The organism is Enterobacter sp. WPR_3_1 (assembly GCF_003635055.1).
GTDB lineage: Bacteria > Pseudomonadota > Gammaproteobacteria > Enterobacterales > Enterobacteriaceae > Enterobacter > Enterobacter ludwigii.
Map to the genome: position 1 here is coordinate 662,256 of NZ_RBXU01000008.1, position 13,853 is coordinate 676,108.

The window sequence follows — 13,853 nt, forward strand, 5'->3', positions numbered from 1 at the left end:
ATAATGAAAGTTTGGCCGGTCAAACACAGTCCACTCCTGCGTCAGCCTGCGCATTTCATCGCCCGGGACGAGCTGAAATCGCTGATTGAAAAGGTGACGCATAACCTCGTTAATATCCACGACACAACAGGTGAGTTTTTACTGCGCCTGGACGACGGGAGGGTCATTGACACCAAAGGATGGGCAGGCTGGGAGTGGACCCACGGCGTGGGGTTATACGGTATCTGGCAGTATTACTGCCAGACGGGCGACGAAGCGATGCGTGACATCATTGACCGCTGGTTTGCCGATCGTTTCAGGGAAGGGGCGACCACCAAAAACGTGAATACCATGTCACCGTTCCTGACGCTGGCATATCGTTACGAAGAGACCAGAAACCCGGCCTGGCTGCCGTGGCTGGAAAGCTGGGCGGAGTGGGCCATGAATGAGATGCCGCGCACCGACCATGGCGGCATGCAGCACATCACCCTGGCGGAAGAGAATTCTCAGCAGATGTGGGATGACACGCTGATGATGACGGTTCTGCCGCTGGCGAAAATCGGCAAGCTCCTTAATAAACCGGAGTACGTTGAAGAGGCGGTGTATCAGTTTCTGCTGCATGTGCAAAACCTGATGGATCGTGAAACCGGCCTGTGGTTCCACGGCTGGAATTACGAAGGCCACCATAACTTTGCGAAGGCACGCTGGGCACGAGGCAACAGCTGGCTGACCATCGTGATCCCGGATTTCCTTGAACTGGTGGATTTGCCTGAACATAACGCCGTTCGTCGCTACCTTGTGCAGGTGCTGAACGCGCAGATTGCGGCCCTCGCCAAATGTCAGGACGATAGCGGCCTGTGGCATACGCTGCTCGACGATCCGCACGCCTACCTTGAGGCGTCAGCCACGGCAGGCTTTGCCTACGGTATTCTGAAAGCGGTGCGTAAACGCTATGTCAGCGCGGAATATGCTATGGTGGCGGAGAAAGCAATTCGCGGCATTGTGGAAAATATCTCGCCGGAAGGGGAGTTACTGCAGACGTCGTTCGGTACGGGGATGGGCAGCGATCTGGCGTTCTATCGCCAGATCCCACTCACGTCGATGCCCTATGGACAGGCCATGGCAATCCTGTGTTTAACGGAATACCTGCGCAAATATTTTTGAACATAACAAACCCGGCGATGGCCGGGTTTGTTTATTACATGCGCTCTACGGTTTCGATACCCAGGGTATCCAGACCCAGCTTCAGGGTCTTCGCCGTCAGCTGAGCCAGCTTCAGGCGGCTGTTGCGGACCGCTTCGCTTTTCGCAGACAGGATAGGGCAGTGTTCGTAGAAACCGGAGAACAGACCCGCCAGATCGTACAGGTAAGAGCACATCACGTGCGGGGTACCGTCACGTGCGACAACGGCCAGCGTCTCTTCAAACTGCAGCAGACGTGCCGCCAGCTGGGCTTCGCGATCTTCGGAAATGATCACCTCAGCATTGGCCAGCGCGCTTTCATCGATATTGGCTTTACGGAACACGGAGAGCACGCGGGTGTAGGCATACTGCATATACGGCGCAGTATTACCTTCAAAGGCCAGCATGTTATCCCAGTCGAAGATATAGTCGGTGGTACGGTTCTTGGAGAGATCCGCGTACTTCACTGCACCGATACCCACGGCGTTGGCGAGTTTTTCCAGCTCATCGGCAGGCATATCCGGATTCTTCTCGGCCACCAGACGGCGGGCGCGTTCCAGCGCTTCGTCCAGCAGGTCGGACAGCTTCACGGTACCGCCCGCACGGGTTTTGAACGGCTTACCGTCTTTACCCAGCATCATGCCGAACATATGGTGTTCAAGCGGCACGGAATCCGGCACGTAGCCTGCTTTGCGCACGATAGTCCACGCCTGCATCAGGTGCTGGTGCTGACGGGAGTCGATGTAGTACAGCACGCGGTCCGCATGCAGCGTTTCGTAACGGTATTTCGCACAGGCGATATCGGTGGTGGTGTAGAGATAGCCGCCATCCTTTTTCTGGATGATCACGCCCATCGGTTCGCCTTCCTTGTTTTTATACTCATCAAGGAACACGACCGTCGCGCCTTCGCTCTCAACCGCCAGGTTTTTGGCCTTCAGGTCAGCCACAATGCCAGGCAGCATCGGGTTATAGAGGCTTTCACCCATCACATCGTCACGGGTCAGGGTGACGTTCAGACGGTTATAGGTGAGCTGGTTCTGGGACATGGTGATGTCAACCAGTTTGCGCCACATCTCGAGGAAGTACGGGTCGCCGCCCTGCAGTTTTACCACGTAACTGCGCGCGCGCTCGGCAAAAGCGTCGTCTTCGTCGTAGTGTTTTTTAGCTTCGCGGTAGAACCCTTCCAGGTCTGCCAGGGCCATCTCACCCGCGTTTTCCTGTTGCTGTTTTTCCAGGTAAGCAATCAGCATCCCGAACTGGGTACCCCAGTCGCCCACGTGGTTCGCGCGGATCACTTTGTGACCGAGGAACTCCAGGGTACGCACGGCCGCGTCACCGATAATGGTGGAACGCAGGTGCCCGACGTGCATCTCTTTCGCCACGTTTGGCGCTGAGTAGTCAATCACCACGGTCTGCGCTTCTGGCTGGGAGACACCCAGACGGTCAGATTTCAGCGCCGCGTCAACGTGGCGTGCCAGGAATGCAGGCTCAAGGAAGATGTTGATAAATCCAGGGCCGGCGATTTCAGTTTTGCTGGCAATACCGGTGAGATCCAGATGAGTCAGCACCTGCTCAGCGAGTTGTCGCGGCGGCATACCCAGTTTTTTAGCCACTGCCATCACGCCATTAGCCTGATAGTCGCCAAACTGTACTTTTGCTGACTGACGAACCTGCGGTTCGCAATCCGCAGGCGCACCTGCGGCAATCAGTGCCTGACTGACTTTTTCGGAGAGAAGAGCCTGAATATTCACCTGGATACCTTACATTTTTGATGCGGGCAAATAACCGCCCGCGCCAGTTAAAGAATTTAGGGCGGGAGTATACTGCAAATGCCTTCTGGCGTCAGCATTGCGGGGGCCGAAGATTGCGCAGAATCCAGGCTAAGAAAGCATGCATAAACATGCAGTCGTAAAAACCGCTATTCAGAGGTTGGTCGAAAGAGGGCAACAGAGTAAATTAGCGGCTTTGCGACACGATAAGAGACTGACGTATGGCGAACTGGCACTCCATTGACGAACTGCATGATATTTCCGCAGATTTACCGCGCTTCACCCAGGCGTTCACAGAACTTGCCACCCGCCTTGGTCTGGATATTGCGCCGCTTGAGGCCGATCACATCTCCTTGCGCTGCCATCAGAACGCAACCGCCGAGCGCTGGCGTCGCGGGTTTGAACAGTGTGGCGAGTTACTCTCAGAGAACATCATCAACGGTCGCCCCATCTGCCTGTTCAAACTGCAAGAACCGGTTTGCGTGGCTCACTGGCAGTTCAGTGTGGTCGAATTGCCCTGGCCGGGCGAGAAACGCTACCCGCATGAAGGCTGGGAGCATATCGAAATTGTCCTGCCGGGTGAGCCCGAAATGCTGAATGCTCGTGCACTGGCGCTGTTGTCTGACGAGGGCCTGAGCAAGCCTGGCATTTTTGTGAAAACAAGTTCCCCGAAAGGCGAACGAGAGCGTCTGCCTAATCCTACTCTGGCCGTCACTGACGGACAGGTTACCGTGAAGTTCCATCCCTGGACGATTGAACAGATTGTTGCCAGCGAAGCATAAGATGTGACCGTACGCTGAGACCGGGCGTAGCCTGCGTGTCATGATGGTGCGTTAAGTGGATATTAAGGAGGATGTAATGGCGCTGCTGGAGATTTGTTGTTACAGCGTGGAGTGTGCCGTCACCGCGCAACAGCACGGGGCTGACCGCATTGAACTGTGTGCCGCACCCAAAGAGGGGGGGTTAACGCCTTCATACGGGATGCTGAAGTCTGCCCGTCAGGCTGTCACCGTTCCGGTACACCCGATTATTCGTCCTCGCGGCGGCGATTTCTGTTACACGCCGGGCGAGTTCAGTGCCATGCTTGAAGATATCACTCTCGTTGGCGATCTGGGATTCCCCGGCCTGGTTATTGGGTTGCTTGATGAAGACGGCAATGTCGATCTGCCGCGCATGCGTCAGGTCATGAACGCGGCAAAAGGGATGGCGGTCACTTTTCATCGTGCGTTTGATATGTGTAAAGACCCCCTGCAATCCTTTGATATTCTTGCTGAACTTGGCGTGGCGCGGGTTCTGACATCGGGTCAGCAGTCCTCTGCTGAAAAAGGACTGCAATTAATTACGGAACTAAAAGCACATTCCGGTGTTCCAATAATAATGGCGGGTGCGGGAGTACGTGCCAGCAATATGGAACTGTTTTTAAACGCCGGGGTAGAGGAGCTTCACAGCTCTGCAGGCAAATGGATGCCATCGCCCATGCGTTATCGCAACACAGGGTTGTCAATGTCGACGGATGCTGAAGCGGATGAGTATTCACGCTACGGTGTAGAGGGAGAGTCGGTTGCGGTAATGAAATCGATGATTGAACGTCATCACGTGTAGCAACGTACCGATTTTTACCGCGCATCATGTCGCCCAATATGATGCTTGCTTGTACCAGGCCCCTGCAATTTCAACAGGGGCCTTTTTTTATGCCCCTAACCCTCTCCCCAAAGAGGAGAGGGACAGTACGGTGCGGTCTTTTCTCCCTCGCCCCTTTGGGAAGAGGACCGGGGGAATCTACGGTTTCGTCGCGATCAACACCGCGCGCATTGGCGCAGGATACCCTTCGACAGTCTTGCTGTGGTCTGCCGGGTCGAGGAATTCCGCCAGCGATTCGGTGATCATCCAGTCGGTGCGACGCTGTTCTTCAGTTGACGTTACGCAAACATCGGCAATTCGGACATCCACAAAACCGCATTTCTCCAGCCAGTTTTTCAGCGCCGGCGCGGAAGGGATAAAGTAAACGTTCCGCATCTGCGCATAGCGATCGCCCGGCACCAGAACGGTATTTTCATCACCCTCTACCACCAGCGTTTCCAGCACCAGTTCGCCGCCGCTGACCAGCTGATCTTTCAGCTGCCACAGATGTTCGAGTGGGGAGCGGCGGTGGTACAGGACCCCCATCGAAAACACGGTGTCAAACGCCTTCAGGGCAGGGAGCTGCTCAATACCCAACGGCAGCAGGTGCGCGCGCTGGTCGTTACCCAGCAATTTACGCACCGCTTCAAACTGGCACAGGAATAGCTGCATAGGGTCAATCCCTACTGCCAGATGTGCGCCTGCGCCAATCATGCGCCACATGTGGTACCCGCTGCCGCAGCCAACATCCAGAATGGTTCGCCCGGTGAGATCGGAAAGGTGAGGCAGTACGCGATCCCATTTCCAGTCAGAACGCCATTCAGTATTAATGTTAACGCCGTAGAGTGAGAACGGACCTTTGCGCCACGGCATCAGGTTACGCATCAGCGTTTCAATGCGGTTTATCTGCCCGGGCGGAAGCGGCGTTTCGCTTTGCGCGGTAACACTGTGGAGCAGATCCAGACGGTGTGGGGTCAGTTCCGGCAGAAACTCCACCGCGTTGGACCACTGCTTTAACAGACCATGCTGCTGATCCCGCTGCCAGGCAGCAATTTGTGCAGGCAGCGTCTCCAGCCAGTGGGAGAGGTGGTTTTTGGCAATCAGCTGATAGAAATTACTGAACTCGATCATGCGATGTCCCCACCTTTCAGCGCCACCAGCGAGCCGAAGTTGAAGCACTGGAACCACAGTTCGCTGTGCTCGAAGCCTGCCTGACGCAGGCGTGCTTTATGGGTTTCGACGGAGTCCGTCAGCATCACGTTTTCGAGCATGCTACGTTTCTGGCTAATTTCCAGTTCGCTATAGCCGTTGGCCCGTTTGAAGTCGTGGTGCATATTGAACAGCAACTCACCCACTTCGGCATCTTCAAAGCTGAATTTCTCGGACAGCACCAGCGCGCCACCGGGTTTCAGGCCTTTATAAATTTTGTCCAGCAACAGCTGACGGTCTTCAGGCACCAGGAACTGCAGAGTAAAATTCAGAACCACCAGCGACGCGTTATTGATGTCGATATCACGGATATCACCTTCCACAACCTCGACTGGCGTCGGGGCTTTATACGCGTCGATGTGGCGACGGCAGCGTTCCACCATTGCCGGGGAGTTATCGACGGCAATGATTTTGCAGCCTTCATGGTGAACGTTACGACGAACAGACAGCGTTGCCGCGCCGAGCGAGCAGCCCAGATCATATACCTGCGTGCCGGGTTGAACGAAACGCTCAGCCAGCATGCCGATCATAGAGATGATATTGGAATAACCGGGAACAGAGCGCTGGATCATATCCGGGAAGACTTCGGCTACCCGTTCATCAAAGGTCCAGTCGCCCAGGCTGGCGATAGGCGCGGAAAAAAGCGTGTCGCGATCTGACATAACGTAAAAATCCGGGAAAAATAAAGTGGCGTATTGTGCGCTAATGGAAGGAGAAAACCAACTCCCACGGCATATACCAAAGGTTAGCCAGCACCATCAGCAAAAGCGAACACCAGGTCGCGCTCATGCCGGAACGACGCCAGCGGAATAAGCGGTGGTGAAAGCCGTAATAATGCATTAGCCGGCCGGCAATCAGAAGCAGGCCGCAGACGTGCACCATCCAGGTTTCCGCGCCGTTCATTTCCATAAACAGCAGCAAAATTAACGCAACGGGGATGTACTCAACCGCGTTACCGTGAATGCGGATAGCACTTTGTAACTCCGAAAAACCGCCGTCACCGTAAGAAACACGGTACTGCATTCGCAGGCGCACAACATCAAATGAAAACTTAATCAGCAGTAATGCACCTAACACCGCATACAGCGCGCTGACCATACTAACTCCCTGTTTTTGGCAGATGGCACCTTCCTATGATAGGGGCTGATATCAGAAAAGAGAAGATTGTTGTGGGATAGAAGGGGCGCTGCCTACAGACGGAACCACAGCCTGCAAGGCCTGCCAGAGAACATCGACCAGTTCGGGGGCGTGAGCGATATCCGGCGTATGGAGAAAGAGATACGGCGTGGTGGTTTGCTCCCATTTTGCTAATTTTTGCAGCCAGACGGCGAACATCTCCTGGTTTTGCTGCATGTTATCGCTGCCGATAAACCTGACCATCGGGTTTTGCGCGGTGACCACGGCGTGAACAGGCACTCTGGGCTTTTTACGCTGGGCATCAATGATGGCCTCGTTATGCGGAATGGCGCTGTGCACGGGACGGCTGTCAAGAATCACCCGGTTCACCCCGCGCGCATGTAAGCCACGGTTAAGCGCCGTTTCAGCCTCTCCCTTGGCAAAAAACGCCGCATGTCTCACCTCAACGCCGTAGGTAAAGTCTTTGGGCAGGGTATCAAGAAACTGCCATAGCGCAGGCAGGTCGCGTGGGCTAAAGGTGGCCGGAAGCTGCAACCAGTACTGACCGATGCGGTTCGCCAGCGGTGACATCCGGCCAAAGAACTCGTCGGTCAAATCACCGCAGTTTCGCAGCGCAGCGGTGTGGGAGATCGTCGCCGGAAACTTGAAGCAGAAGCGGAAATCATCGGTCGTCTGGTCGCGCCAGCGCTCAACAATCTCTGCTCTGGGCAACGCGTAGAGGGTGGTATTGCCCTCGACGCAGTTGAAATGACGGGCATATTCTTCAAGGCTGGTAATACCCAGGCGCACCCATTTCGGGTGCGACCACTGGGGCAGGCCAAGGTAGATCATAGGGCGCTTATAATGTCGTCCGTGCTACGCACGCGGCCAATGCGCGGGAAGATGTGGGTCATACTGCCCTGGTGCTGCTCCGCAGACGCTGCGCTGCATGCATCTTCAGCAATCACCAGGTTAAAGCCCAGTTCCCAGGCGTTTCGGGCGGTGGATTCCACGCCAATGTTGGTGGAGATCCCACAGAGAATCAGGGTGTCGATACCGCGCCGACGCAGCTGCAGCTCAAGATCGGTGCCGTAGAATGCGCCCCACTGGCGTTTGGTCACTTCGATATCGCTGTCCCGTTTGCCGAGCGAAACCGGATAGGTCCACCAGTTTTCAGGTAGTGAATGTGCTGCAACCTGAGCATCGACAGGCTGTTTTAAGGCCTCAGCGAAATCCGCTGACCAGCCAACGCGCACCATGATCACAGGGGCACCGCTGGCACGGCATTTTTCTGCCAGCCGCGCGGCGCGGCTGACAACATCTTCGGCGCTGTGCGGGCCTCCGGCAAACGGCAGGATCCCTTCCTGTAAATCAATCACCACAAGCGCGGTTTTGCGGGCATTAAGTGTTAACATGGTAACTCCAGTGAAATGAGTCGCTTCCGCTACACCTTACGACGTAATGACCTGTTATCGGTCGGATAATTTTGTTAATTTTTGTGAGAATACGCAATAAGCGCGCAGCAAACGACCGTCTGGCCGTGGTTCGCTCTTATCGTCTGGCGGAATTTCCAGTATAATAGCCGCCTTTTTTCATCCAGTTGTGACATACAGAAAGCTGCGACATAGTAGCCTGCATTCCAGGCGACATTTAGCCTGCGGCTAATTAAGGGATATCTCATGCGTACAGAATATTGCGGGCAGCTGCGTCAGTCCCACGTTGGACAGCAGGTAACCCTGTGTGGTTGGGTCAATCGTCGTCGTGATCTTGGGAGCCTTATCTTCATCGATATGCGCGACCGCGAAGGTATCGTTCAGGTGTTCTTCGACCCAGATCGCGCAGATGCGTTGAAGCTGGCTTCTGAGCTGCGTAATGAGTTCTGCATTCAGGTCACCGGCACCGTACGTGCGCGTGACGAGAAAAACGTTAACGCAGACATGGCGACCGGCGCAATTGAAGTGCTGGCGTCGGATCTGGTTATCATCAACCGTGCTGAAGCGCTGCCGCTGGACTCCAACCACGTCAACACTGAAGAAGCGCGTCTGAAATACCGCTATCTGGACCTGCGTCGTCCGGAAATGGCTCAGCGCCTGAAAACCCGTGCGAAAATCACCAGCCTGGTGCGTCGCTTTATGGATGACCACGGTTTCCTCGACATCGAAACCCCAATGCTGACCAAAGCCACGCCGGAAGGTGCGCGCGATTACCTGGTTCCTTCCCGTGTACACAAAGGCAAATTCTACGCGCTGCCACAGTCTCCTCAGCTGTTTAAACAGCTGCTGATGATGTCCGGCTTCGATCGCTACTATCAGATTGTAAAATGCTTCCGCGACGAAGACCTGCGTGCTGATCGTCAGCCAGAATTTACCCAGATCGATGTGGAAACCTCCTTCATGACGGCCGAGCAGGTGCGTGAAGTGATGGAAGCCCTGGTGCGCAGTCTGTGGAATGACGTGAAAGGCGTGGAACTAGGTGATTTCCCCATCATGACCTTCGCTGAAGCTGAACGTCGCTACGGCTCTGACAAACCAGACCTGCGTAACCCGATGGAGCTGGTGGACGTTGCAGACCTGGTGAAATCCGTTGAGTTCGCGGTATTTGCCGGCCCGGCTAACGATCCAAAAGGTCGCGTGGCTGCCCTGCGTGTACCGGGCGGTGCGGCGCTGAGCCGTAAGCAGATTGACGATTACGGCAACTTCATCAAGATCTACGGCGCGAAAGGTCTGGCCTATATTAAAGTGACCGAACGTGCGAAAGGTCTGGAAGGCATTACCAGCCCGGTGGCGAAATTCCTGAACGCGGAAATCGTGGAAGCGATCCTCGAGCGCACCGGCGCACAGGATGGCGACATGATCTTCTTTGGCGCAGACAATAAGAAAATCGTTGCTGACGCAATGGGCGCGCTGCGCCTGAAGCTGGGTAAAGACCTGAGCCTGACGGACGAGAGCAAATGGGCTCCGCTGTGGGTAATCGACTTCCCAATGTTCGAAGACGACGGTGAAGGCGGCCTGACCGCAATGCACCACCCGTTCACCTCGCCAAAAGACATGACGGCGGCAGAGCTGAAAGCGGCACCGGAAGATGCGGTAGCAAACGCGTATGACATGGTTATCAACGGCTACGAAGTGGGTGGCGGTTCCGTGCGTATTCACAGCGGCGAAATGCAGCAAACCGTGTTTGGTATTCTGGGAATCAACGAGCACGAACAGCGCGAGAAATTCGGCTTCCTGCTGGACGCCCTGAAATACGGTACGCCGCCACACGCGGGTCTGGCATTCGGTCTTGACCGTTTGACCATGCTGCTGACCGGCACCGACAACATTCGTGATGTTATCGCCTTCCCGAAAACCACGGCTGCGGCCTGTCTGATGACGGAAGCCCCAAGCTTTGCCAACCCGGCCGCGCTGGCTGAGCTGGGCATTCAGGTGCTTCCGAAAGCTTCAAAAGAGATTTCGGAGAACGAATAATATGCAGTATAAGCGTCCCGTTTCGGTTCTGGTTGTCATTTATGCAGAAGATACGAAACGGGTGCTGATGTTGCAACGGCGCGATGACCCTGATTTCTGGCAGTCGGTTACCGGCAGCCTGGAAGAGGGGGAGACCGCGTCGCAGGCCGCCGCGCGCGAAGTAAAGGAAGAGGTCACCATTGACGTTGCTTGCGAGCAACTGACCCTGAAGGACTGTCAGCGCACGGTGGAGTTTGAAATTTTTAGCCATTTACGTCATCGCTATGCGCCGGGTATTGAGCGCAATACGGAATCGTGGTTCTGTCTCGCGCTCCCCCATGAACGGGAGATCGTGTTTACCGAACACCTGACCTACCGCTGGGTGGATGCGGCGGATGCCGCTGCACTGACCAAATCGTGGAGCAACCGGCAGGCGATTGAAGAATTTGTAATTAACGTAGCCTGAAAAGGCGCGCTCTTTGAGGAAATTTTTATGGCAGGTCATAGTAAGTGGGCCAACACCAAACACCGCAAAGCGGCACAGGATGCCAAGCGCGGTAAGATCTTCACCAAAATTATTCGTGAGCTGGTTACAGCGGCACGTCTGGGCGGCGGCGATGCGGCGTCTAACCCGCGTCTGCGCGCGGCAGTGGATAAAGCCCTGTCCAACAACATGACGCGTGACACCCTGAACCGTGCTATCGCACGTGGCGTAGGCGGTGATGAAGACGCGAACATGGAAACCATCATTTATGAAGGTTACGGTCCTGGCGGTACGGCGGTGATGGTTGAATGTCTGTCCGACAACCGTAACCGTACCGTAGCGGAAGTGCGTCATGCCTTCAGCAAATGCGGTGGTAACCTGGGCACTGACGGCTCCGTGGCCTATCTGTTCAGCAAAAAAGGCGTCATCTCCTTCGAGAAAGGCGACGAAGACGTAATCATGGAAGCGGCGCTGGAAGCCGGTGCAGAAGACGTTGTGACCTATGATGATGGCGCAATCGACGTCTACACCGCGTGGGAAGAAATGGGCGCAGTACGTGACGCGCTGGAAGCGGCAGGTCTGAAAGCAGACAATGCTGAAGTCTCCATGATCCCGTCAACCAAAGCGGACATGGATGCAGAAACGGCACCTAAACTGCTGCGTCTGATCGACATGCTCGAAGACTGTGACGACGTGCAGGAAGTGTATCATAACGGTGAAATCTCTGATGAGGTTGCAGCGACTCTCTGATGAGAGCGTATAAACCGTTTACGGGAGACGCGTGATGTCGATTATCCTCGGGATTGACCCCGGCTCGCGCGTCACCGGTTATGGCGTCATCCGGCAGGTAGGGCGCCAGTTAACCTACCTTGGCAGCGGCTGTATTCGGACCAAAGTGGACGATCTGCCGTCGCGCCTGAAGCTAATCTATGCTGGCGTGTCGGAGATCATCACCCAGTTTCAGCCCGACTTTTTTGCCATCGAGCAGGTCTTTATGGCGAAAAACGCCGATTCAGCGTTAAAACTGGGTCAGGCACGGGGCGTTGCCATTGTGGCGGCGGTGAATCAGGATCTTCCGGTGTTCGAATACGCAGCCAGACAGGTCAAACAGACCGTCGTGGGGATTGGTAGCGCGGAGAAAAGTCAGGTGCAGCATATGGTGCGCACGCTCCTGAAGCTTCCCGCGAACCCGCAGGCAGACGCCGCCGATGCGCTGGCGATAGCCATTACCCACTGTCATATAAGCCAGAACGCGGTTCAGATGAGCGAATCGCGGCTTAATCTGGCGCGAGGCAGGTTACGATAATGACAAATCAGGCTGGATGTTTATCCAGCCTTTTTTTATTATGTCGGCAGTTAATTTCTTCCAGAACGCAGGAGCGTCATGTGATAGGCAGACTCAGAGGCATCATCATTGAAAAACAACCCCCGTTAGTGCTGCTGGAAGTCGGTGGCGTGGGCTATGAAGTCCATATGCCGATGACCTGCTTCTATGAGTTGCCGGACGCGGGCAAAGAGGCGATTGTCTTTACCCAGTTTGTGGTGCGTGAAGATGCCCAGTTGCTGTATGGCTTCAACAACAAACAGGAACGGATGCTGTTTCGCGAGCTGATCAAAACCAACGGCGTCGGGCCGAAGCTGGCGCTGGCTATTTTGTCCGGCATGTCCGCTCTGCAGTTCGTCAATGCCGTTGAGCGCGAAGATCCTGCTGCGCTGATTAAACTCCCGGGTATCGGCAAGAAAACCGCGGAGCGTCTGATTGTCGAGATGAAAGACCGCTTTAAAGGTCTGCATGGCGATCTGTTTACGCCAGCCGCTGATCTGATGCTTACCTCGCCGGGCGCGCAAGCCTCTGACGATGCTGAACAGGAAGCGGTTGCTGCGCTGGTGGCGCTGGGATATAAACCTCAGGAGGCCAGCCGGATGGTGAGCAAAATTGCCAAACCGGATGCCAGCAGTGAAACCCTGATTCGTGAAGCGCTACGCGCGGCATTGTGAGGTAAAGGATGATTGAAGCAGATCGCCTGGTATCGGCAGGCACCCTTCAGGCAGAAGACGTGGTGGATCGCGCCATCCGCCCGAAACTGCTTGATGAGTATATTGGCCAGCCGCAGGTTCGTTCTCAGATGGAGATCTTCATCCAGGCGGCAAAACTGCGCGGCGATGCACTCGATCACCTGCTGATTTTTGGCCCTCCCGGTCTGGGGAAAACCACGCTGGCGAACATTGTCGCCAATGAAATGGGCGTTAACCTGCGCACAACCTCTGGCCCGGTGCTGGAAAAAGCGGGCGATCTGGCGGCAATGTTGACCAACCTTGAACCGCATGACGTGCTGTTTATCGATGAGATCCACCGTCTGTCGCCGGTCGTGGAAGAGGTGCTCTATCCGGCAATGGAAGATTACCAGCTGGACATCATGATCGGTGAAGGTCCGGCAGCACGTTCCATCAAAATCGATCTGCCTCCGTTTACCCTGATTGGCGCGACGACGCGCGCCGGGTCATTGACCTCTCCGCTTCGCGATCGTTTTGGTATCGTTCAGCGTCTGGAGTTCTATCAGGTTGCGGATCTTCAGCATATCGTTGGCCGCAGTGCCCGCTATATGGGGCTGGAGATGAGCGAGGAAGGGGCGTTTGAGGTAGCGAAGCGCTCGCGGGGGACGCCGCGTATTGCGAACCGCCTGTTGCGTCGCGTACGTGACTTTTCCGAAGTAAAGCACGATGGCACGATCTCGGCTGAGATTGCAGCGCAGGCGCTGGATATGCTGAATGTGGATGCCGAAGGCTTTGACTACATGGACCGTAAGCTGTTGCTGGCGGTACTGGATAAGTTCTTTGGCGGTCCGGTCGGACTGGATAACCTGGCGGCAGCGATTGGTGAAGAGCGCGAGACAATTGAAGATGTGCTTGAGCCGTATCTGATCCAGCAGGGTTTCTTGCAACGTACCCCGCGCGGTCGTATGGCAACGGTGCGGGCGTGGAACCATTTTGGTATTACCCCGCCAGCGATGCCGTAGCAGAGGTCCCCTCTCCCGGGTGGGAGAGGGGA

At 55.5% G+C, this 13,853-nt stretch carries 15 protein-coding genes; 9 read left to right on the top strand and 6 right to left on the bottom strand.

All coding sequences use genetic code 11. From position 1 onward, the window contains the following. The first annotated feature begins 3 nt into the window (after positions 1-3). Complete coding sequence (locus BJ887_RS04900; RefSeq protein WP_121339425.1) at positions 4-1,143, top strand: glycoside hydrolase family 105 protein; 1,140 nt, start codon at positions 4-6, stop codon at positions 1,141-1,143. A gap of 34 nt (positions 1,144-1,177) precedes the next feature. Here BJ887_RS04900 and argS read toward each other — a convergent pair whose 3' ends face one another. Further along, positions 1,178-2,911, bottom strand: coding sequence for an arginine--tRNA ligase (gene argS / locus BJ887_RS04905; RefSeq protein WP_121339427.1), 1,734 nt, complete (start codon positions 2,909-2,911; stop codon positions 1,178-1,180). Between the two features lie 239 nt (positions 2,912-3,150). On the opposite strand from argS, the gene BJ887_RS04910 reads away from it, so the two are divergent. Further along, positions 3,151-3,711 carry a VOC family protein gene (locus BJ887_RS04910; protein ID WP_121339429.1) on the top strand — a complete coding sequence of 187 codons (561 nt, stop codon included), beginning with the start codon at positions 3,151-3,153 and terminating at the stop codon, positions 3,709-3,711. 76 nt (positions 3,712-3,787) lie between these two features. Beyond that, positions 3,788-4,531 (top strand): copper homeostasis protein CutC, encoded by a 744-nt coding sequence (gene cutC, locus BJ887_RS04915; protein WP_121339431.1) that lies wholly within the window; start codon positions 3,788-3,790, stop codon positions 4,529-4,531. 177 nt (positions 4,532-4,708) lie between these two features. Here cutC and cmoB read toward each other — a convergent pair whose 3' ends face one another. The 5 genes from cmoB to BJ887_RS04945 are packed head-to-tail and all read right to left on the bottom strand — an operon-like array spanning position 4,709 to position 8,289. Further along, complete coding sequence (gene cmoB, locus BJ887_RS04925; protein WP_020883389.1) at positions 4,709-5,680, bottom strand: tRNA 5-methoxyuridine(34)/uridine 5-oxyacetic acid(34) synthase CmoB; 972 nt, start codon at positions 5,678-5,680, stop codon at positions 4,709-4,711. Beyond that, positions 5,677-6,420, bottom strand: a complete 744-nt coding sequence (gene cmoA, locus BJ887_RS04930; protein ID WP_020883390.1) for a carboxy-S-adenosyl-L-methionine synthase CmoA — start codon at positions 6,418-6,420, stop codon at positions 5,677-5,679. The genes cmoB and cmoA overlap by 4 nt, the downstream gene beginning before the upstream one ends. A 40-nt stretch (positions 6,421-6,460) precedes the next feature. After that, the gene (locus tag BJ887_RS04935; RefSeq protein WP_020883391.1) at positions 6,461-6,856 is read right to left on the bottom strand and encodes an MAPEG family protein; all 396 of its coding nucleotides are present in this window, start codon (positions 6,854-6,856) and stop codon (positions 6,461-6,463) included. A 51-nt stretch (positions 6,857-6,907) separates the two neighbouring features. Next, entirely contained in the window at positions 6,908-7,726 is an 819-nt protein-coding gene (locus BJ887_RS04940; RefSeq protein ID WP_121339433.1) for a DUF72 domain-containing protein, read from the bottom strand. Continuing rightward, positions 7,723-8,289 carry a hydrolase gene (locus BJ887_RS04945; RefSeq protein WP_032678431.1) on the bottom strand — a complete coding sequence of 189 codons (567 nt, stop codon included), beginning with the start codon at positions 8,287-8,289 and terminating at the stop codon, positions 7,723-7,725. Before BJ887_RS04945 ends, BJ887_RS04940 begins: the two co-directional genes overlap by 4 nt. A gap of 264 nt (positions 8,290-8,553) precedes the next feature. Between BJ887_RS04945 and aspS the strand changes: the two genes are divergently transcribed. The 6 genes from aspS (at position 8,554) to ruvB (ending at position 13,821) form a co-directional block, all read left to right on the top strand. After that, complete coding sequence (gene aspS, locus BJ887_RS04950; protein WP_032678430.1) at positions 8,554-10,341, top strand: aspartate--tRNA ligase; 1,788 nt, start codon at positions 8,554-8,556, stop codon at positions 10,339-10,341. Position 10,342: 1 nt separating this feature from the next. Beyond that, complete coding sequence (gene nudB / locus BJ887_RS04955; RefSeq protein ID WP_014170644.1) at positions 10,343-10,786, top strand: dihydroneopterin triphosphate diphosphatase; 444 nt, start codon at positions 10,343-10,345, stop codon at positions 10,784-10,786. 27 nt (positions 10,787-10,813) lie between these two features. Then, positions 10,814-11,554: a YebC/PmpR family DNA-binding transcriptional regulator gene (locus tag BJ887_RS04960; RefSeq protein WP_014170643.1), complete on the top strand. Its 741-nt coding sequence runs from the start codon at positions 10,814-10,816 to the stop codon at positions 11,552-11,554. Positions 11,555-11,588: 34 nt separating this feature from the next. Then, a complete protein-coding gene (gene ruvC / locus BJ887_RS04965) occupies positions 11,589-12,110 on the top strand; it encodes a crossover junction endodeoxyribonuclease RuvC (protein ID WP_025203848.1) in 522 nt (173 codons plus the stop codon). A gap of 80 nt (positions 12,111-12,190) precedes the next feature. Further along, positions 12,191-12,802, top strand: coding sequence for a Holliday junction branch migration protein RuvA (gene ruvA / locus BJ887_RS04970; RefSeq protein ID WP_121339435.1), 612 nt, complete (start codon positions 12,191-12,193; stop codon positions 12,800-12,802). Positions 12,803-12,810: 8 nt separating this feature from the next. Continuing rightward, positions 12,811-13,821: a Holliday junction branch migration DNA helicase RuvB gene (ruvB, locus tag BJ887_RS04975; protein ID WP_014170640.1), complete on the top strand. Its 1,011-nt coding sequence runs from the start codon at positions 12,811-12,813 to the stop codon at positions 13,819-13,821. The last annotated feature ends 32 nt before the right edge of the window (positions 13,822-13,853 follow it).

Excerpts from the sequence above, each read along its gene's own strand:
- cutC (WP_121339431.1), top strand. The coding sequence starts at position 3,788 with ATGGCGCTGCTGGAGATTTGTTGTTACAGCGTGGAGTGTGCCGTCACC.
- BJ887_RS04910 (WP_121339429.1), top strand. The coding sequence starts at position 3,151 with ATGGCGAACTGGCACTCCATTGACGAACTGCATGATATTTCCGCAGAT.
- aspS (WP_032678430.1), top strand. The coding sequence starts at position 8,554 with ATGCGTACAGAATATTGCGGGCAGCTGCGTCAGTCCCACGTTGGACAG.
- cmoB (WP_020883389.1), bottom strand. The coding sequence starts at position 5,680 with ATGATCGAGTTCAGTAATTTCTATCAGCTGATTGCCAAAAACCACCTC.
- BJ887_RS04900 (WP_121339425.1), top strand. The coding sequence starts at position 4 with ATGAAAGTTTGGCCGGTCAAACACAGTCCACTCCTGCGTCAGCCTGCG.
- BJ887_RS04960 (WP_014170643.1), top strand. The coding sequence starts at position 10,814 with ATGGCAGGTCATAGTAAGTGGGCCAACACCAAACACCGCAAAGCGGCA.
- ruvC (WP_025203848.1), top strand. The coding sequence starts at position 11,589 with ATGTCGATTATCCTCGGGATTGACCCCGGCTCGCGCGTCACCGGTTAT.
- BJ887_RS04940 (WP_121339433.1), bottom strand. The coding sequence starts at position 7,726 with ATGATCTACCTTGGCCTGCCCCAGTGGTCGCACCCGAAATGGGTGCGC.
- cmoA (WP_020883390.1), bottom strand. The coding sequence starts at position 6,420 with ATGTCAGATCGCGACACGCTTTTTTCCGCGCCTATCGCCAGCCTGGGC.
- ruvB (WP_014170640.1), top strand. The coding sequence starts at position 12,811 with ATGATTGAAGCAGATCGCCTGGTATCGGCAGGCACCCTTCAGGCAGAA.
- BJ887_RS04935 (WP_020883391.1), bottom strand. The coding sequence starts at position 6,856 with ATGGTCAGCGCGCTGTATGCGGTGTTAGGTGCATTACTGCTGATTAAG.
- BJ887_RS04945 (WP_032678431.1), bottom strand. The coding sequence starts at position 8,289 with ATGTTAACACTTAATGCCCGCAAAACCGCGCTTGTGGTGATTGATTTA.
- nudB (WP_014170644.1), top strand. The coding sequence starts at position 10,343 with ATGCAGTATAAGCGTCCCGTTTCGGTTCTGGTTGTCATTTATGCAGAA.